General features: G+C 31.3%; 19 protein-coding genes. All 19 read left to right on the forward strand.

Annotated elements, in window-relative coordinates; all coding sequences use genetic code 11:
- The first annotated feature begins 85 nt into the window (after positions 1-85).
- The 19 genes from P8F83_RS22850 (at position 86) to P8F83_RS22940 (ending at position 20,976) form a co-directional block, all read left to right on the forward strand.
- Positions 86-2,488 (forward strand): GH39 family glycosyl hydrolase, encoded by a 2,403-nt coding sequence (locus P8F83_RS22850; RefSeq protein WP_326512825.1) that lies wholly within the window; start codon positions 86-88, stop codon positions 2,486-2,488.
- A gap of 168 nt (positions 2,489-2,656) precedes the next feature.
- Positions 2,657-3,709 (forward strand): Gfo/Idh/MocA family protein, encoded by a 1,053-nt coding sequence (locus tag P8F83_RS22855; protein WP_326512826.1) that lies wholly within the window; start codon positions 2,657-2,659, stop codon positions 3,707-3,709.
- Between the two features lie 30 nt (positions 3,710-3,739).
- Positions 3,740-4,657, forward strand: a complete 918-nt coding sequence (locus tag P8F83_RS22860) for a sugar phosphate isomerase/epimerase family protein (RefSeq protein ID WP_326512827.1) — start codon at positions 3,740-3,742, stop codon at positions 4,655-4,657.
- 112 nt (positions 4,658-4,769) lie between these two features.
- A complete protein-coding gene (locus P8F83_RS22865) occupies positions 4,770-5,879 on the forward strand; it encodes a Gfo/Idh/MocA family protein (RefSeq protein ID WP_326512828.1) in 1,110 nt (369 codons plus the stop codon).
- A gap of 12 nt (positions 5,880-5,891) precedes the next feature.
- On the forward strand, positions 5,892-6,332 hold the full coding sequence (locus P8F83_RS22870) for a C-glycoside deglycosidase beta subunit domain-containing protein (protein WP_238902863.1): 441 nt from the start codon (positions 5,892-5,894) through the stop codon (positions 6,330-6,332).
- 11 nt (positions 6,333-6,343) lie between these two features.
- Positions 6,344-7,318: a sugar phosphate isomerase/epimerase family protein gene (locus tag P8F83_RS22875; protein ID WP_326512829.1), complete on the forward strand. Its 975-nt coding sequence runs from the start codon at positions 6,344-6,346 to the stop codon at positions 7,316-7,318.
- 25 nt (positions 7,319-7,343) lie between these two features.
- A complete protein-coding gene (locus P8F83_RS22880) occupies positions 7,344-7,988 on the forward strand; it encodes a histidine phosphatase family protein (protein WP_326512830.1) in 645 nt (214 codons plus the stop codon).
- 76 nt (positions 7,989-8,064) lie between these two features.
- Positions 8,065-9,030, forward strand: coding sequence for an ROK family glucokinase (locus tag P8F83_RS22885; protein ID WP_326512831.1), 966 nt, complete (start codon positions 8,065-8,067; stop codon positions 9,028-9,030).
- 10 nt (positions 9,031-9,040) lie between these two features.
- Positions 9,041-9,580 (forward strand): PTS sugar transporter subunit IIA, encoded by a 540-nt coding sequence (locus P8F83_RS22890; RefSeq protein WP_326512832.1) that lies wholly within the window; start codon positions 9,041-9,043, stop codon positions 9,578-9,580.
- 38 nt (positions 9,581-9,618) lie between these two features.
- Entirely contained in the window at positions 9,619-10,590 is a 972-nt protein-coding gene (locus P8F83_RS22895) for a flavodoxin family protein (RefSeq protein ID WP_326512833.1), read from the forward strand.
- Between the two features lie 280 nt (positions 10,591-10,870).
- Positions 10,871-13,528: a calcium-translocating P-type ATPase, PMCA-type gene (locus P8F83_RS22900; protein ID WP_326512834.1), complete on the forward strand. Its 2,658-nt coding sequence runs from the start codon at positions 10,871-10,873 to the stop codon at positions 13,526-13,528.
- 306 nt (positions 13,529-13,834) lie between these two features.
- Complete coding sequence (locus tag P8F83_RS22905; protein ID WP_326512835.1) at positions 13,835-14,395, forward strand: sigma-70 family RNA polymerase sigma factor; 561 nt, start codon at positions 13,835-13,837, stop codon at positions 14,393-14,395.
- 1 nt (position 14,396) lies between these two features.
- Positions 14,397-15,479, forward strand: coding sequence for a DUF4179 domain-containing protein (locus P8F83_RS22910; protein ID WP_326512836.1), 1,083 nt, complete (start codon positions 14,397-14,399; stop codon positions 15,477-15,479).
- Between the two features lie 169 nt (positions 15,480-15,648).
- Positions 15,649-16,689 (forward strand): S66 family peptidase, encoded by a 1,041-nt coding sequence (locus P8F83_RS22915; protein WP_326512837.1) that lies wholly within the window; start codon positions 15,649-15,651, stop codon positions 16,687-16,689.
- A gap of 115 nt (positions 16,690-16,804) precedes the next feature.
- Positions 16,805-17,236: an Rrf2 family transcriptional regulator gene (locus P8F83_RS22920; RefSeq protein WP_073022332.1), complete on the forward strand. Its 432-nt coding sequence runs from the start codon at positions 16,805-16,807 to the stop codon at positions 17,234-17,236.
- 90 nt (positions 17,237-17,326) lie between these two features.
- Positions 17,327-17,968, forward strand: a complete 642-nt coding sequence (locus P8F83_RS22925; protein ID WP_326512838.1) for a DsbA family oxidoreductase — start codon at positions 17,327-17,329, stop codon at positions 17,966-17,968.
- 20 nt (positions 17,969-17,988) lie between these two features.
- Positions 17,989-18,630, forward strand: coding sequence for an NAD(P)-dependent oxidoreductase (locus tag P8F83_RS22930; RefSeq protein ID WP_326512839.1), 642 nt, complete (start codon positions 17,989-17,991; stop codon positions 18,628-18,630).
- Positions 18,631-18,765: 135 nt separating this feature from the next.
- Positions 18,766-19,374: a sugar O-acetyltransferase gene (locus P8F83_RS22935; RefSeq protein WP_326512840.1), complete on the forward strand. Its 609-nt coding sequence runs from the start codon at positions 18,766-18,768 to the stop codon at positions 19,372-19,374.
- A 300-nt stretch (positions 19,375-19,674) separates the two neighbouring features.
- The gene (locus P8F83_RS22940) at positions 19,675-20,976 is read left to right on the forward strand and encodes a PTS sugar transporter subunit IIC (RefSeq protein ID WP_326512841.1); all 1,302 of its coding nucleotides are present in this window, start codon (positions 19,675-19,677) and stop codon (positions 20,974-20,976) included.
- Positions 20,977-21,043: the final 67 nt, after the last annotated feature.

Raw genomic sequence — 21,043 nt, forward strand, 5'->3', positions numbered from 1 at the left:
CTTCTACATTGATATAGATTATGTTAGAATTAGCTTAAAGGTTTTCAACTATTACATCAGGATGAATTGTGTAAGTGGGGGAATTATGAATAGAGTATTTAATGATTTTAATTCAGAAATTATGTTTAATATATTTATTAATAAAAGTATGGAAAAGCATAATCATGCTGCGGTTGAGTTTATTTATGTTTTAGAGGGGGAAATTGAGTTTAGTATAAATGACAAAAGTAGTACTTTAACTAAGGACAATTTTGTAATATTTAATTCTAATGATTCACATAGCTATAATTCTAAAACTGAAAAGAACTTAATATGTGAGCTGCATATATCTACTCAGCTTTTAAAGAGCATTATTAGAAAAAGAAATGTAGAGTTTGATTGTAATTCGATTAAAGATTTAGATAATAATCATGATAAGATAAGATCTATTATAAAAGAGTTTGTTAATCTAATTGTAGTTATGGATAAAAGAAAAAGCTTTAATCAGTATAGCTTAGCCTACCAGCTCTTAAATGAGCTTGTTAGTAATTATATAGTATCTAAAAATAACACTTCTAATATTAACGATGAGTATGATGAAAGAATAGAGAATATTTTGGATTATATAAATAGGTATTATTATAATGATATTACTTTATCAGAAGTAGCAAACGAACTATTTATGTCTCCATCTTATTTCTCAAGATTCTTTAAAAAGAATATAGGAAATAATTTTCTTGATTATTTAACTAAGTTTAGGCTTGATAAGGCTGTGGAGAAGCTTACTAGCTCTAATTCTTCAATTACTCATATAGCACTAGAAACAGGATTTCCGAGTACAAATTCTTTTAATAAGGTTTTTAAAAAAGCTTTTAATAGTACTCCATCTGAATATAGAAAAGAAAACGGAATAGTAAAGAATCAAGAAGTAGTAAATGAGACTAGCTACATAAAAGAAAGTATATACGAAAAGCTAAAGGAATATTCCGCAACCTCAATGATCTCAGTAGATGAAAAGAGCGAAGGAAATAACATAAATATAATAGAAAGCGTTAACATGAAAAATGCATATAATAAAACTTGGAATGAAGTTATCAATATGGGGAGCGCGGGAGATTTATTAAACTCCAACATGCAGGCACACATTATTTTATTAAAAAATAAGCTTAATATTAAGTATGTGAGATTTTGGAATATATTTTCCGAGGAAATGTATATAGATATAAGTCAAACAGACAATTTAAACTTTGATAAAATATATTCTGTATTGGATTTTTTAGTTGAAAATCAACTAAATCCATTTATAGAGCTTTCCTTTAAGGATAGAAGAATTCATAGAAGTCCAAGTAAGGCTGTAGTATACAATAAAAGTTCACAGAAAATTGATGGTATAACTCAGTGGGCAAAACTTATTAAAAGATTTATGGCCAATATAATTAATCGTTATGGATTAAAAAGAGTTGAACAGTGGAAATTTGAGTTTGGAAAAGATGATATTTCAAATAGTGATATGAATATAAACTACTGCGATTTTTATAAAGAAACCTACAGGATAATAAAGAAGTATTCAGAAAGAATATGCTTAGGTGGAGCTGGATTTAAATTATATGATGTTGAAAAGCTCTCTATGGAGTTAAAGAAAATTAAAGAAAAAGGGATTGAGTTTGATTTTATATCATTAATGATATACCCATATGTTCAAGGGGAAAAAGAAGGAGAAATGAATTCAAGAAGAGCAAAAGATCCTAGTTTTGTAGCAAATAAAATTAGAAATATAAGGAGTAAGATAGAGGATTTTGAAAGGCCTATATACATAACTGAGTGGAACAACACCATATCTAATAGAAATAGCACAAATGACAGCTGCTATAAAGGTGCATATGTTGTTAAAAATTTGATTGATACCTTGGAAGATGTAGATATGATGAGTTATTGGGTAGGTTCGGATGTGTTTGGGGAGTATTTTGACTCTAAAAGTATATTAAATGGGGGAGTTGGATTAGTAGCTAAAAATGGGATACTTAAACCTTCCTTATATGCATTTTACTTTATGAATGAACTTGAAGAGTATTTAGTAAGTAAAGGTGAAAATCATATATTAACGGTTGGAGATGAGGACAACTATACTTTGATTTGTCATAACTACAAACACTTTAATTACATGTATTATCTTAAAGAAGAAGATGAAGTGTTGATTAATGACCATAAATTTATATTTGAAAATGAGAACTCAAGAAAACTTAATATACTATTAAATGATGTTCCAAATGGAGAATATGAAATTAAAATATATTCAGTAAATAAAAACAACGGAAGCGTTTTAGATGAATGGGCGAATTTAGATTATCTTGATGATTTAAATAATGAATACATTAATCATTTAAAACAGATTTGTATTCCAAGGCTTACAATAAAGAAAGTTAAAGTAAGTGAGCAGTGCTTACATCTAGATAGTGAGCTTGAAGCTCATGAGATTTGTTTAATTAAGTTCAATAAAAAGATAGAATAGTATAAAAAGAGTGATGTCAAAAATAATCGGATGATTTTTGACATCACTCTTTTTTATTTTTTTGATTTGCAAAAAAGCATTGAGATTTTTGAATTAATGAAGTATTTGAAAAATTACGGATTTGGTATCATTTAAATATAGAAACGCTTTGAAAACAGGAGGATAACTATGAAACTTAAGTTAGGGATAATTGGATTTGGAGGCATGGGAAAATGGCATTCTGAAAATGCCACTAGAGTTGAAAACGTTGAGATAGTTTGTGTATGTGATATAAAGAAAGAGCGTATACAAGAAGCTAAAGAAAGAGGACTGAAGGTATACTCTGATGTAGAAGATGTCTTAAATGATAAAGATGTAAATACTGTTCTTTTAACTGTACCAAATCATCTACATAAAGAAATGGCAATAAGAGCAGCAAAGGCAGGAAAACACATAATTGACGAAAAGCCAGCAGCCTTGGATACAAAAGAATTAGATGAAATGACAAAGGCAGCTGAAGATAATAATGTTATCTTTACAGTTCACCAAAATAGACGTTGGGATAGAGATTTTCAAATAGTAAAGAAGGTATATGAGGAAAATTTAATAGGACAAATTTTTACCATAGAGTCAAAACTTCATACTGCTAACGGAAGAATTCATGAATGGCATTTATATAAAAAGTATGGTGGCGGAATGATGTATGACTGGGGTGTACACTTAATAGATCAAACTTTATTTATGATGAAAGGTGCCAAAATACTAAGCGTTTTTGCAGATATAAAGAGCATTATAAATGATGAGGTTGATGATTATTTCAAAATAATAATGAAGTTTGATAACAATATTACAGTTCATTTAGAGTTAGGAACTTATGTCTTAAATTATCAACCAAGATGGTTAGTAGCAGGAAATAGAGGAACCTTGAAAATAAACTCTTTTGCTTGTGACGGAGAGATATGGAGAACAAGTGAACTTCTAGACAAGCTTCCAGCACAAATTGCAGAAACTGTTGCAGGGCCAACTAGGCAGTTCGCACCACAACCAGCTGGAGCATTATACTCAGAACCATTACCAGAAGTAAAAACTGAGTGGACAGATTTTTATAAAAACTTTGTGGAAGTCTTAAATGATAAAGAAGAACTTAAGATAAAAATTCCAGAAGTAAGAAGAGTGTTATCTGTTATGGAAGCAGCTTTCTTATCTAGTGAAACTAATAAGACAGTTGAGTTTAATGAGTAATAAATAATAAGAGAAAGGATGGGAGTAAATATGAAACTAGGAGTAGTAAGTGCTATTTTAGATAAAAGCACATTTGAAGAAGTTATTGATTTTGTAGCTGAAAATGATATGGAATGTGTAGAGCTAGCTTGCTGGCCAAAAGGAAAAGCTGAACGTAGATATTCAGGAGTGTGTCATATAGACGTAGAGGAACTTAATGATGAAAAAGTTAACTATATAAAAGAATATACAAAGTTAAGAAATGTTGAGATATCCTCATTAGCTTATTATCCTAATACTTTAGATGAGGACTTAGAAAAAAGACAAGTATATATAAATCATTTACTTAAACTTATAGAAGCATCATCAAAGTTAGGAATCAACATGGTAACTACATTTATAGGAAGAGTTCCGACCAAAACAGTAGAAGAAAATCTAGAAACAGTTAAGGAAGTATGGACTCCTATAATCAAACATGCTGAGAAATTCAATGTAAAAATAGGAATTGAAAATTGTCCAATGTTATTTACAAATGATGAATGGCCAGGTGGACAAAATCTTATGACTTCACCAGCAAACTGGAGAAAAGTATTTAGTTTATTAGATAGTCCAAACCTAGGAATTAACTATGATCCATCACACTTTATATGGCAACAAATTGATTATATCAAGCCTTTATATGAATTTAAGGATAAGATATTCCACGTACATTATAAAGACATAAAGGTATATAAAGACAAGTTGGATGATGTAGGAATAATGGCTACCCCTCTACAATATATGTCTCCAAAGTTACCAGGTTTAGGAGATGTTAACTGGGGAAAATATGTGTCAGCACTAACTGATATAGGATATACAGGATACACTTGTATCGAAGTAGAGGATAAAGCTTTTGAAAAGTCTTATGAAGATGCTAAAAAAGCAATAAAATTAAGCGTTAAGTATTTAAGAAATTTTGTACACTGCTGATCTGTAGAGACTCCGAAGGACGTCTCATAAGAGTCATTTAGTTAAAGACTATAATCCAGATGACAATGTAAAAATAGAAGAATAGAAGAATAAAAAGAAAGAGGTAAGAGATATGAAAAAAGTAAGAATTGGTATTATAGGTTGCGGAGGAATAGCTAATAATAAACATTTTCCAGCATTAAGCTTACAAAAAGATAAATCAGAAATGGTAGCATTTTGTGATGTTGTTGTAGACAGAGCTAAAGAAGCAGCTGAAAAATATGGTGTTGAAGGAGCTAAAGTATATGAAGATTACAATGAATTATTAAAAGATGAAACTATAGATGTGGTTCATATATGTACACCAAACGTAGCTCATAGTCCAATAGCCGTTGCAGCATTCGAAGCTGGAAAACATGTACTATGTGAAAAACCAATGGCTCACACTACAGAAGCAGCTGAAAAGATGATGGAAGCTTGGAAGAAATCAGGAAAGAAATTCACTGTAGGATATCAAAATAGATTTAGACAAGAAGTACAATCTTTACAAAAATCTTGTGCCAATGAAGAATTAGGAGATATATACTTTGCAAAAGCGCATGCTTTAAGAAGAAGAGCAGTACCAACTTGGGGTGTTTTCCCAGATAAATCTCAACAGGGTGGAGGACCATTAATAGATATCGGAACTCACGCACTAGACATTACTTTATGGATGATGAATAATTATGAGCCTGTATCAGTAACTGGTTCTGTATTTAACAAGCTTGGAAATCTTCCAGAAGCAGTTGAAGGAAATATGTTTGGACCATGGGACCCAGAAACTTATGAAGTTGAAGATTCAGCATTTGGTTACATCAAAATGAAAAATGGAGCAACTATATTCTTAGAATCATCATGGGCATTAAATGTACTTGAGTCAAAAGAAGCAGCTACAACTCTTTGTGGAACAAAAGCAGGTGCTCAAATCAATGCTGGAATGAGCTATAAAGTAAATGAATTAATCTACAACAAAGCACATAATGGAATGTTAACAGAAGAGAAAAACTCTGCATCTGGAAATATAGCATTTTTTGAAGGTTCTTCAAATGCACCAGAAGCATTAGAAGCAGCTCAATGGATAGATGCAATAATAAATGATACAGAACCATTAGTAAAACCAGAAGAAGCATTTGTTGTTACAAAGATATTAGACTCTATATATAAAGCAGCAGCAACAGGTAAAGAAGTAGTATTTGAGAAATAGGAGGAAAGTTTAATGGGATTTGCATTAAGAATAAACTTCGTTGATGTAGTATGTGATAACAGTTTAAAAAACACTTACATTAACGGAAAGAAAAATGGATTTGAATTTGATATTCGTCTTAGCTATTATAGAGGACATTTCCTTTCTGTAATAGATAAGTTTGAGGTTGCAGTGGATGGAGTAAAAGTAGATGAACCTGATGTAGTATTTTGCATAAATGATAAAGAGTTTGCGGTAAATCAACTACAATACGCATATGACGAGTTCTGGGATGTATTAGAACCAGCAAAAATAAAGGTAAGAAAACTAGGTGGACTAGAAGTAGGAGAACATGAAATTGATGTAACATTAATGTTCCGTTCACCTTATATGCCGCTACCAAGTGCAGATAATGACCATTTATACATGCCAATAGATGGCTGTGGTAAAAAGGTATTATCAATTGAAGGATAGGAGTGAGATACATGAGTAACATTAAATTAGGAGTAACACTTTTTAGTTTTACAGATAATTATTGCAAAGGAATATTTACATTAGAAGACTGTATAAGAACTGCTAAGGAACTTGGAGCAGAAGGCTATGAAATAGTAGGAAGCCAAATGGTTAGATCGTATCCATATGTAAGTGATAAGTTCTTAGGAGAAATAAAAGCCATGAATTCTCATTATGACATTGAAGCTATTTGTTATGGAGCTAATATGGATAGAGGAATGAGAGCAGATAGAAATCTTACTGAAGATGAGATGCTATCTAGAGCTATAAATGACTTAAAGACTGCAAACAAACTTGGATGTAAAGTTATGAGAGAGCAGTTCTTAATGTCTCCAAATGCAATGAGAAGACTTGCACCATATGCTGAAGAGTATGATGTTAAGGTTGGTATAGAAATACACAATCCTGAGATTCCAAGCAGTCCAATAATGCAAGAGTACTTAGAAGTATTTGAAAAGAGCGGTTCAAAACATATAGGATTTATACCTGACTTTGGATGTTTTGCAACAAAACCTAACAAACCTCATTGGGAAAGAGCTTTGGCTCAAGGGGCACCATTAGAACTTTTAGAAATGAGTAGAGATTTAAGACTTCAAGGTGTTCCAATGAGAGAAGCAGCAGAAAAGCTTCAAAAAGCAGGAGCAAATGGACCAACTATGGCTGCTTTTAATGGAATGTATGGATTTGTTCAATTCTCTAACAGTCCAGATTATGAAGGGCTTAAGAAGATAATTCCTTACTGCTTTGAAATGCATGGAAAATTCCACTATGTAGGTGAAGACTTAGTAGAAGCAAGTATACCATATGAAGAGTTACTATCAATCATAAAAGAATCGGATTTCAATGGATACATCGTATCTGAATATGAGCAAGAAGGACCTTATGATGCTGTAGAACAAGTTAAACGTCATTTAAATATGGAGAAGAAAATACTAGGATTAGTGTAGAATTCTGAAAGGGTGAAAATTAGGAGTGAAGTTATATTTCATTAGACATGGAGAAACCTATTTAAATAAATATAAAAAGATGCAGGGCTGGGCTGATGCACCTTTAACTCCTAGTGGAGAAGAAGTTGCAATTCTAACAGGCAAAAGATTAGAAGATATAAAATTTGCCGGAGTATACTCAAGTGATTTAGGAAGAACCATAAAAACAGCACAAATAATATTAGATCATAACAAACAAAAAGAAGATGTAGAAATTAAATCTATAAGAGAATTAAGAGAAACCTTTTTTGGGAGTTTTGAAGGGAACAATGGGTTAGAAGTTTATAAACAAATGGCGGACAACCTAGGTATTCCTCAAGAAGATATATTCAAGAAACTAAGTTTAAAAGAAATAGCTGATGAGATGAAAAAGGTTGATCCTACAGAAGATACTGAAAGTTATGATGAGTTTTGGAACAGGATATTATCTGGATTAAAGTTAATAACATCAGATGTAGAAGAAAAGGATGAAGAAAAAAATATATTAGTAGTCACTCATGGAAATGTAATAAGAAGTGTAGTTAATTATGTAGATCCATCAATAAATGTTAAAAGAGAAATTGCTAATTCAAGTATAACTATCTTAGAGTACAGAGATGAAACTTATTCTGTAAAAGACTTTAATATATAAAAGTTAGTAAAGTTATTAGAAGAGAGTTAGTTAAAATAGCTCTCTTCTAATCTATTAGTTGATTAGAGGTGGGAAGATGAGTAAAAATTTATTAGGAATTGATTTAGGTGGAACAAGTGTTAAGTTTGGGATACTAACAGAAGGCGGAGAAGTAATCAATAAGTGGAGTATAGATACTAGAATAGAGGACAAGGGTAAATATATAGTACCAGATATTATAGAATCTATTAAAAATACATTAGCTTCAATGGATTTAAAAATAGAGGATTTTCAAGGAATAGGAATGGGTTCTCCAGGAACTATAGATAGAGAAAAAGGAACAGTAGTTGGAGCTTATAATTTAAATTGGGGAGAACTACAAGAAATTAAAGCTGCTTTTGAGAAAGAACTAAAGGTACCTTTTTATATAGATAATGATGCAAATGTAGCTGCTCTAGGAGAAAAGTGGATAGGTGCAGGAGAAGATAGACCAGACGTTGTTTTTATAACCATTGGAACTGGTGTAGGGGGAGGAATCATAGCAGAAGGCAAATTAATTCATGGTGCAATAGGCGCAGCTGGAGAAATTGGACACATAATAGTTGAACCTGAAACTGGTTTTGAATGTACCTGTGGAAATCATGGATGTTTAGAAACTGTTGCTAGTGCTACAGGAATAGTAAGATTAGCAAAACATCTATCAAAGGTATATGCAGAAGATTCAAAGCTTCATTCTATCATTAATGAAGGAACTGAAATTACAGCTAAAGATATTTTTGATTTTGGGAAACAAGGAGATAAATTTGCAATTGTTGTTGTAGAAAGAGTTTCCTATTATTTAGGTTTAGCTTCTGCAAATATAGCTAACATATTAAATCCAACAGACATAGTTATTGGAGGAGGAGTGTCAGCAGCAGGAGACTTTTTGCTTGAAAAGATTGAGAAATATTTTAATAAACATGCTTTTCCACAAGTAAGAAAAAGTACAAAAATAAAGTTAGCTATATTAGGAAATGATGCAGGAGTAATAGGTGCAGCATATATAGCTAAAGAAGAGAACTAGGAGGATTACAATGTTTAATTTCTTAAAGAAAAAGAAAGAAGAACCAAAAGTAATAGAAAATAAAGATACTCTAATATATTCAGTAGCTAATGGAACATTTATAGGTATGGAAAATGTAGAAGACGAGATGTTTTCACAAAAAATATTAGGGGACGGTTATGCAGTTATGCCTGAAGATAGAGATGTATATTCTCCTGTTAGAGGTACAGTAAAAAGTATATTCCCTACAAAACATGCCCTATGTATAGTTTCAGATCAAGGAGATGAAATAATACTACATATGGGAATAGATACTGTAAGTTTAAACGGAGTACCATTTAACATTTTAGTATCAGAAGGACAAACTATAGAAGCCAGCACTAAAGTTGCAGAAATAGATTTAAATTATTTAAAAGAAAACAATATAAATAGTTCACTAATAGTAGTATTTTCAAATGTAGATTCAATAAGCGAAATAATATATTCAAAAACTGGCAGCTTAAAAGCCACAGAGATAGTAGGGCAAGTTGTGCATAACTACGCCCATGAAGAAATAATTGTGGATAAATAGAAATAAGTAATGTAGAAGATAGAGGAGTTTATAAATTTATGAAAATTTTAGGATTATCATTTGGAAGAAAGATGGGAAACACAGATATACTTGTGAAAGAAGCATTATATGGAGCAAAAGAAGGAGCACCAGATGCAGAAGTAAAATTTATTAATACAAACCGTTTGACAATTGATCGTTGTACTGGCTGTGGAGCTTGTTCAACAAGTTTAGAGAGAGGCGGAGACAATGACTGTATAGTGAAAGATGATATGCAGATGGTAGAAGAAGAAATTAGAAAAGCAGACTGCATCATAGTTGGAGCACCAGTTTATGTATTGCAACCAGTAGGTCAATTCAAAAACTTAGTTGACCGTTTTTCATGTAGACATGATGTATCAGCAATTAATTGGGTATTAGATAAAAGAAGACGTGGAGAAGCTCCAGGAGATGCAGATGCATATCCACAAGAAAGATTAAAAAGACGTACTGTATCATATATATCGGTAGGGGGAACAAGTACTCAGAACTGGGTGTCAATGGGAACAGCTACTATGCATTTATTTGGTTTTCCAGCAATGATGAAGGCAGTTGGTAACTATGACGCACATCATATGGGAACTACAGGTAATCCAGTTCTAGATAAAACTCTTATATCTAATGTTCATGAAATGGGAAAACAAACATCAGAAGCTTATTTCAAAGAAGATAAAGATATAAAGTGGTTTGGGAATGAAGGAACTTGTCCTGTTTGTCATCAAAATCTTTTAATGATGAACGGAACAACAAAAGTAGAATGTCCAATCTGCGGAATTGAAGGAAGACTTTCAGTAGATGGGGAAAAAGTACATGTAGAATTCTCTGAAAAACAACAAAGAAGAGCAAGAGGAACCTTTGATGGATTAAGAGAACATACAGTAGAAATTCAAGGATTCGGAAAAATCTGTGGACCAAAACTAATGGCAGTAAAAGAAGAAATGCCTAAGATGCTTGATAAGTATAAGAACTTTGATGTATATATTAGTAAATAGGATTACAGCCTTACTTGACTAAATAAAACCATCATGGTAAAATATGAAAATAATTTAAAAATACTCGTGAGGGAGTAGTTTGCGTAAGAATTTACGTGACAAGTCAACATACTGACTGTAAAAAGTCTGGCTTGTCTTAATAAACGAGACTCATGTATAGCTTATTTAGCCATACATGGTCTTTTTTTATTTGACTCGTGTATAGCTTAATCTGCTATACACGAGTTTTTTATTCTTTAAGAATTCAGGGAATAATATTTATTAAGAGGAGGAATTATTTATGAAGGAATTTATGGAGGACAAAAAGAGTCTTCTAAGTAGGCTTAATGCAGATTCATCGGCAGGCCTGACTAATGAGCAAGTAGCTCTAAATCAATCAAAGTATGGTAGTAATACTCTGACTAGAGAAAAGCCCGAGTCTTTAGTAAAACGAATAATAGGAGCTGCCAGTGAGCCTATGATTTTAATGCTTATTATGGCAGGGGTAATAGCACTTATTGTTAACATTATCCGTACGACAACTGGTGGGGAAGCAGACTTTTTAGAGTGTGTAGGAATATTTGCGGCAATTTTTCTTTCGGTAATTATTACTGTTGTTATGGAGGGGAAAAGTGCTAAGGCTTTTGAAGCTCTTTCAAAGATAAGTGAAGACACTTTAATCAAGGTACTTCGTAATGGTGATACTACTATGGTAGTACAAAAAGAAATTGTAGCTGGTGATATACTGCTTCTTTCTACAGGAGATAAGATTCCAGCAGACGGGAGATTATTAGAAAGTGTGGATTTATCAGTGGATGAATCAGCTCTTACTGGTGAAAGTGTTCCAGCTAAGAAAAATGCTGATTTAACTATTATAGATGAAAAAACACCTTTAGCTGAAAGAAGTAACATGCTTTATTCAGGAAACTATATCATAAGTGGATATTGTAAAATGGTAGTAACTTCTGTAGGTGATAATACAGAGTTTGGAGAAATAGCTAAAGAACTTACTAGTACAGAAAGAACATTAACACCTCTACAAGAGAAATTAGCAAGGCTAGGGAAAACAATAACTATTCTTGGGGTAATCGCAGCTAGTATAGTTTTTATAACTGAACTTATATCATTTGCAGTTAATGGTGGACTAGTTTTTGAAGATGTTTTAGAAGCCTTTGTTACTAGTATTGTACTTATTGTAGCAGCTGTTCCAGAGGGATTACCTACAATTGTTGCAGTTTCACTTTCTATAAATATTATTAAGCTTTCTCACAAAAATGCCCTTGTTAAAAAGATGATTGCATCAGAAACTGTTGGTTGTATTAACGTTATATGTTCAGATAAAACTGGAACATTAACTGAAAATAAAATGACTGTATCTGAATTTTATGATGATAAGTGGAATGAAAAGCCATCAAATTTATCATCAAGTTGGCTGGTTCATAATATATGCTTAAATACAACAGCGGATATTTCTAAAGAAGGTGCTTTTATAGGTAATCCTACTGAATGTGCAATGTTAAATTTCTACGAAAAATCAGATGTACGTAAAACAAGTGGTAAATCATATAAAGATGAAAGAGAAGATCATGATGTTCTTCAAGCATTCCCATTTTCTTCTGAATTAAAGCATATGACAACTATAAGTAAGGTTGATGGTAAAATTATTTCATATGTAAAAGGTAGTCCAGAATCTGTATTTTCTATGTGTAATATTTCAGAAGATAAAAAAAGTGAAATTGATGAATATATTATAAAAGCACAAGAAAAAGCTATGAGGGTAATAGCTTTTGCACATAAAGAACTTGAGGTAATGCAAAATTATGATGAAGATCATCATCATAATGCAATGGAAAATAATATGGTTTTTGATGGATTTGTAGCAATATCAGATCCACTACGTCCAGATGTATATGAAGCTGTTAAGAATTGTCGTATTGCTGGGATAGACCTTAAAATATTAACAGGTGATAATATTGTAACAGCTAAAGCCATTGCAAATGAACTGAACATATTAGACGGTGAACACATAGCCGTTGAGTCAAAGGACATAGTAGATTTAAATGATGATGAATTATTAAAAATTCTTCCTAAAATCAGTGTAATTGCTAGAAGTACACCTACTATAAAAATGCGTGTAGTAAAATTACTTAAGGCTCAAGAAAATGTAGTTGCTGTAACTGGTGACGGTATTAATGATGCCCCAGCACTTAAAAATGCTGATGTAGGAATTGCAATGGGTATATCAGGTACAGAGGTATCTAAAGAAGCAAGTGATATTGTTCTTCTTGATGACTCTTTTTCAACAATTGTTAAAGCTATTGCATGGGGAAGAGGTATTTACGAAAACTTTAAGAGATTTATTCAATTTCAATTAACTGTAAATTTAGCCTCTGTTATTGTTGTTTTTACTTCTATAGTTTTGGGATTTAAAGCTCCATTTACAGCTCTTCAGCTTTTATGGATAAATATTATAATGGATGGACCTCCAGCTCTTACTTTAGGACTAGAACCTATTTATAGTGACTTAATGAGTCGTCCTCCTACAAAGAGAAGTGAAAATATTGTATCTAAGTCCATGCTTACAAGAATAGGGCTTGCTGGTGTTTATATTTCAATAGTATTTCTATGTCAGTATATCTTTAACTTTCTTGGAGCAACAGAAGAAGAGATGACAACAGTGCTTTTCACCTTATTTGCTTTGTTCCAATTATTTAATGCCTTTAACTGCAGGGAACTTCAGTCAGTAAGTATATTTAAACATTTATTTGAAAATAAGATAATGTTGATAGTTATTTCCATTACTTTTGTTCTGCAAATAATTATAATACAGTTTGCAGGAGCATTTTTTGGAACAATTCCTCTTGATATAATGATGTGGATAAAGATATTTGCAACTTCATTTAGTGTAGTTGTAATATCTGAACTTGTAAAATTAATATGGAGGAAGGTTAGAGTTTAGTAATATATTATATTTTAGTAATTATAAAAAAGGTATATTCCTTATAAAACATAAAGGAGCTATGATGAATTTAATTTATTATAGCTCTTTTATGTTTTATAAAATAATGATTCAAAGCCTTGTTCTAAGAGAACTTAAGATTTTTCTGATTATAGTATGTTTAAAAACCACATAACCAGTTAACCAGTTAAGAATATAACCAGTTAACCAGAAAACCAGTTATAATAAAATGTGAGAGAAAATTTTTTTATTAACGTTATATAATGTGTAAGAGCTTTTACAAAATAATGAATGGGAGAAGATTTAATGAGGTGTACTGAAAAAAATTATATAGATAGACTAAAAAATAAAAAAGAAGATGCACTTGAGTTTATAGTAGATAAGTATTTAGTAATAGTTAAGTCCACAGTGCATAAAGTACTCTCACCGCTTCATAATGATGGAATTATTGAAGAATGCATAAATGATGTTTTTCTTTCAGTATGGAATAATTCAAATAAGTTTATGGGAGAAGAAATTGCATTTAAGAAATGGATATTTAAAATAGCAAAATTTAAAGCGATTGATTACTATAGAAAAGAAATTAGGAAATTGGATGTAAGTATAGAAAATAAAGAAATAGGCACAAATGAATTAGTAGAAGAAGAAATTATAAAGATAGAAGAAAAAAATGAGCTCCTTAGCTTAATTAATACCCTAGAACCTATGGACAGAGACATCTTTGTTATGAAGTTTTTTCTTGGAGAAAAATCTGATGATATCGCTAAAAAGTTTGGTATTACTAGATCTGCTTTAGATAATAGAATTTATAGAAATAAGAAAAAGCTTAGTAAGAAAATACTTAAATTGAATATTGAGGTGATATAGTATGAAAGATATTTATGAAGTATTAAATGATATTGATATAGATGATGATGAGATTGAATTGATGGAAGTATCTGATATAGAAAAAATGAGAGTAAAAAAATACTTAAAAAATTCCATAAATAAGAATAAGGTATTCAAAAAGAAAAGAATAGTAGTAGCTGCTTTAGTTTGTTTAGTAATTGGAGGTACAGGAATTTTTGGAATGTCCTATCCATCATACGCAGCTGAAATTCCTATAGTTGGAGATATATTTAGATTTATAGATAATGGAAGAACTGGTGCGTATGACAAATATAAGGAATATTCAGATGTGCTAGGAATGACTCAGGAAAGCAATGGAATTAAAATTACTATAAAAGAAGCAATATTTGATGGAAGAACATTAACTTATACTTATGAAATAGTTAGTGATAAAGATTTAGGAGAAGATCCATTTTTAAGTATGAATGGACCTCGTATTACTATAAAAGATTATAGCGGGGGCACAGGGGGAGGTTCAATAGTAAAAAGAGTTGATAAGAATACCTATGTAGGTGAAGAAGATATAAGCATAGATGAAGAAAGAGAATCTTTAAGATTTGAATTAAACTTTACTAGTATAGTGGATATGAGCTCAGCTAATTCAACGCAAATAAATGGAGATTGGAAGTTTAAAATTAACTTAAAAGCGTTAGATAATGTTAAACAGATTGTAAATAAGGAGACTGAAAAGGATGGAGCTAAATTAATTATAAATAATATTTCTAAAACAGCAGTATCTTTTTCTGTAAATTGTACTCAAGAAATTCCTAAAGAACTAAGAGAGAAATATATTATGGTAGATAACCCTATACTAGAAGTAAAAGATGACATGGGAAATAGGTATACTTCTACAAGAGATTTACTAATTGAAGATAGAATGTATTGGGTAGAATCTACGTTAAGTTTTGGAGCACTAAATCCAAATGCAACTAAGCTAATAATAACTCCTAGGTTAGGTTTTACAAATGATGTACATTCCGCAAAAGTTAACAGTGATGGAGAACTCATTAAGATAAGCTCTGTTATAGATGAAAATCACCCTAAAAAGGTGAAATTATATTAGATGATATTGTGATAGATTTGGAAAAGTAATTTGTTTTATGAACTAAAGCTTATAGTTTTAAAATTTCTCTTTTGAGTAGCCTTCTTAAAATTATAATTATAAATGAATTAATGTATAGGACTCAGCTTTAATAAATGGTATAATGTTTCAAAAAGTAGGGGGAATGGCTGTGCTGAACTTGATAAAACCACAAATGCTTAAAAGAGGAGATAAAATAGCCACTGTAAGTTTGTCTTGGGGTGGAGCTGGAGATAAAGAAATATTATGGAGATATAATCAAGGAAAGAAAAGATTGCAAGAAGAGTTTGGTATTGAAGTAGTTGAAATGGAGAATACTCTTAAGGGAAGTGAATATGTATATAATCATCCTGAAAAAAGAGCTGAAGATTTTATGAATGCTTTTAAAGATAAATCAATTAAAGGAATTTTTTCATTTATAGGTGGGAATGAAAGTGTTAGAATGCTTCCATTTATAGATTTTGATATTATTAAAGAAAATCCTAAGGTGTTTATTGGGTATTCAGATACAACTGTTGCACATATGATTTGTTTAAAAGCAGGAATTTCTAGTTTTTATGGTCCAGCTATTTTATCAGAGTTTGCGGAAAATATTGAAATGTTTGATTATACAAGATACTGGGTAGATAAGGTTCTGTTTAATAGAGAAGAAATAGGAGAAATACACTCAGCATCTATATGGACAAGTGAGCACCTTCCTTGGGAGGAAGAAAATAAGAATATAGGTAGAAGAGCTAATGAATTTGAAGGAATAGAGATTCTGCAGGGAGATGGAAAGGTAAAAGGAACTCTAATAGGGGGCTGTATTGAAGTTTTAGAGATGCTTAAGGGAACAAAGCTTTGGCCAGAAGAGGATACGTGGAAAGAATCAATATTATTTTTAGAGACATCAGAAGATACACCAAGTCCTGAATATTTTGAGTACTGGATTAGAAATTATGGCTCTCAAGGCATTTTAGAAAAAATTAATGGAATAATTTTTGGAAAGCCATATGACAACAGGTATTATGAAGAGTATAAAAATGTAATTAGTAAAGTTATTAGAGAAGAATTAAGTCTTAAAGACCTACCAATAATGTACAATATGAATTTTGGTCATACAGCCCCAATGATGATAATTCTATATGGTGCATTAGCAGAAATTGATTGTGAGAATAAGAAGTTTTATATACTAGAATCTGGTGTAGTTTAAGTTTTAGAAAAAATGTAAATATCCATAGGAGATTAAAATTTCTTATGGATATTTTTCTATAAACTATTGACTAAAAGTTTGGTTGTAACTATAATGGTTACAAGAGGTGTTTTAAATGAAAATTAGTAGTAGATTTACCGTAGCTGTTCATATATTATCTTTGATAGCTGTTCAAAGCAATACTCTTTGCACTTCGGAGTGGATGGCGGGAAGTGTTAATACTAATGCCGTAGTTATTAGAAGAATTACAGGTATGCTTAAAAAAGCAGGTTTAGTAAATGTTACTTCAGGTACTGGAGGAGCTACCCTAAATAAGGACTTAAAAGATATAACTCTTCTGGATGTTTATCGTGCTGTTGATGTTGTTGAGGAAGGAGAACTTTTTCAATTTCAAGAAAATCCTAATATAAATTGTCCAATAGGAGCTAATATTCAAGGAGTTCTAGAACTTATATTAATAAAAGCTCAGGAAGCCATGGAAACTGTTCTTAAAGATGTAAATATGGAAGAGCTCGTGGGAGTGTTAAATAAAAAAATTGAAGGATAAGGTTTCAATTTTTTTTATCAATGTTGTAACTAATATGGTTACAACATATAGTATTAAGTAAACTTAAAATGTTTTAGGAGATGATTAATTGTGTCATTAAAAATTAGAGTATATTCAGATTATATTTGTCCATTTTGCGTTTTAACAAAAGGTATTTTTGAAGAAGCTATAGAAGGAAAAGATGTTGAGGTTGAGTGGATGCCTTTTGAGTTAAGACCAGAACCTGTACCTAAACTAGATCCTATAAATGAGCCAGAGAAAATGCAAATGTGGGATAGATTTACTAAATCCATAGGAAGTGATATGAAGTTACCTAGGGTATCTCCAAATCCCTATACTAATTTAGCCTTTGAAGGTTTTCATTTTGCTAAGGAGCAGGGAAAAGGGAAAGAATATAATGATAGGATTTATGAAGCTTTCTTTAAAGAAGAACAAAATATTGGAGAAATAGATGTTTTAGTTAAACTTGCAGTGGAAGTAGGATTAAATGGAGAAGCTTTCGAAGAAGCATTAGAAACAAGAAAATATAAAGATGTTCAAAGAGAAGCATTAAGACATGCTTATGAGGATGCAAATGTTAAGGTAGTTCCAACATTTATTATAGGAAACAAAAGAATTGAAGGATATACAGATAAAGAAACCTTTGAGAAAGCAATTAATGATGAATATGCAAAGGATGGAGCAAGTAAAGGCTATGGAGTTTGTAGTATAGACGGAGTATGTGAAATTTAGAAAATTAGGAGGAATTATAAATGAAAATAGGAATTATAGGGGCATATGGAAAGGCTGGGAGTCTTATATTAAAGGAAGCCCTAGATAGAGGTATTGAAGTGACTGCAATAGTTAAGGATGCTTCAAAAATAGCAGATAAAACTGTAAAAATAATAGAAAAAGATCTTTTAGATTTAAAGGCTGAGGATATTAATGGACTAGATGTTCTAGTAAATGCTATTAGTGCACCAGCCGGAAAAGAAAATCTTTATGTAGATGCAGGAAGATTTCTTACAAATCTTTTAAAAGAAGTGCCTCATACAAGACTAATCGTAGTAAGTGGTGCCGGAAGCTTATTTGTAGATGAAGATAAAAAGGTGAGATTGTATGATACTCCAGATTTTATAGAAGCATATCTTCCAACAGCTAGAGCTATGGGAGCTAGCTTAATAGAGATGGAAAAATCAGAAGGAATAAAATGGACTCACTTAAGTCCAGCAGCTTTTTTTGATCCTCAAGGAAAAAGAACAGGTAAATATATAGAAGGAAAAGATAATGTTATAGTTAATTCTAAAGGAGAGAGTTACCTTAGTTATCCTGATTTAGCAGTGGCATTAGTAGATGAAATTGAGAATGGAAAACACATAAATGAAAGATTTACTGTGGTTTCAGAGAAAGAATAATCAAGTACTTTTGTAATATGAGAGTTTAGTAGAGTTAATTTGCTAAACTCTTTTTTATATGTAAACAATTGAGTATAATATTAGTATAATTTCATTATTTAAATAGATTATAAAAGGTAAAAGAGAGGTATTACTATGAATCAAAAAGAAAGAATGCTTGCAGGACTACCATATAAGGCCTGGTTAGATGGTCTTAGTGAAGAGCGGATGGAGAATAAGTTAAAGATACATAAATATAACACTATGTCTCCAGATAAAAAAGAGGAATTAGATGCATTAATTAAAGATATACTTGGAAAGTCTGGGAAAAACATTGTAGTGGAACCTCCATTTCATTGTGATTATGGAAAAAATATTGAAGTTGGTAATAACTTTTTTGTAAATTATAACTGTACTATATTAGATGTAGGGAAAGTTATAATTGGAGAAAACGTTATGTTTGCACCTAATGTATCCATATATACTGCAGGACATCCTGTTCATCCTGAATCAAGAAATTCTGGATATGAATATGGAATTGAAGTAATAATAGGCGATAATGTGTGGATAGGCGGAAATGTTATAATAAATCCAGGCATAAAAATAGGAAATAATGTGGTTATAGGTGCTGGAAGTGTTGTAACAAAAGATATTCCAGACAATGCTATTGCAGTTGGTAATCCATGTAGGGTTATAAGGGAAGTAACCGAAGAAGATAGAAAGTACTATTTTAAAGATAGAGAATTCGATGTTGATGATTATTAATAAAGGAATATAGTTGGAAAATGTCTAGTTATTTTTCAATTAGAAAATTAACTAGACATTTTTATTTTAATTAAACTGACTGTTGAGTTTGTCTTTAATATATTAACTTCAAACACTAATGAAAAAATATAAACACAAAATTAAAATGCTATTAAAACGATATCAAAAGTCAAACACAATAAAAAAATACTTAAACACTATTAGAAACACTTGTTGAAAACGTTATGAATACGTAAAAATAGTGTTTTGGCATAGATATTGCTCTAATAAAAGGTATAAATTATAAGGAGGAATTATATTATGTCAGAAACACGTGGAGAAAAACTTATAAGTATCGTAATGAAGTTTGTTGAACTTAAAGCAATAGTTGCACTAAAAGATGGAATAATATACACTCTACCTATGTCACTAATAGGATCAGTATTTTTATTATTAGCACAAATCCCATATAAGCCATTTAATGATTGGATGGCTGGAATCTTTGGAGCAGGGTGGACTGAACCATTGTTCCAAGTTTATAACTCTACAATGCAGATTATGGCTATAATAGCAGTAATCGGTATAGCATATATGTATGCTAAAAATGAAGGTCATGAACCATTAGGATCAGGAATCATAGCTTTTGCAGTATTTTTAATAACTTTAAATCAATATACAGCATCTAAGTCAGGAGAAGTTGTATCAGGTGTTATACCTAGAACTTGGCTTGGTGGACAAGGTATGGTTACAGCCATAATTATAGGACTTTTAGTTGGATTCGTTTACTCATGGTTCCTAACTAAGAAAATAACTATTAAGATGCCTGCTGGAGTTCCACAGGGTGTATCAAATCAATTCTCAGCACTTATACCTGGACTTGTAATAATAACAGCAACAATGTTTGTATACATGTTCTTTAGATATGCGCTTAATACTACTTTAATAGATTTTATATTCAAAGTATTACAAACTCCACTACAAGGATTTACAGATTCATTAGTAGGTTTAATAATTACAACTGCACTTGTACCTTTCTTCTGGTGGTTTGGTGTTCATGGTGCTACTATAGTTAATGGAGTAATGAGTGGACTTACTGCTGCTAATAGATTAGATAATCAAGCAATTATAGATGCAGGTAAAGAATTAACTTTAGCTAACGGAGGACATATAGTAACAGATCAATTTAATGCAAGTTTTGTTACTGTAACTGGATCAGGGTTAACAATAGGTTTAGTAATATTAATGCTTACTATAGCAAAATCTGAGCAAAATAAAGCTTTAGGTAAACTTTCTGTAGGACCTGGTGTATTTAATATAAATGAACCAATACTATTTGGATTCCCAATGGTTATGAATCCATTAATGTTTGTGCCATTTGTAGCAGCACCAACAATATCAGCTATAGTTGCTTATTTTGCAATGAGAGTAGGCTTGGTTCCATTATTCACTGGTGTAACTGTTCCTTGGACTACACCACCTATAATATCAGGATTTATCCTTGGTGGATGGAGAACAGCCTTAATGCAAATAATTTGTATAGGAATTTCAGTTGTCGTTTATTTCCCATTCTTTAAAAAGGTAGATTCTATGAATCTTAAGAGTGAGCAAGAAGCAGAAGCTTAGAATAGTCAATTTAGTGAAGGCTCAACATTATCTATGTTGAGCCTTTGCTATATAAATATATAAGGGG

Source organism: Clostridium intestinale, assembly GCF_035905475.1.
GTDB lineage: Bacteria > Bacillota > Clostridia > Clostridiales > Clostridiaceae > Clostridium_T > Clostridium_T intestinale.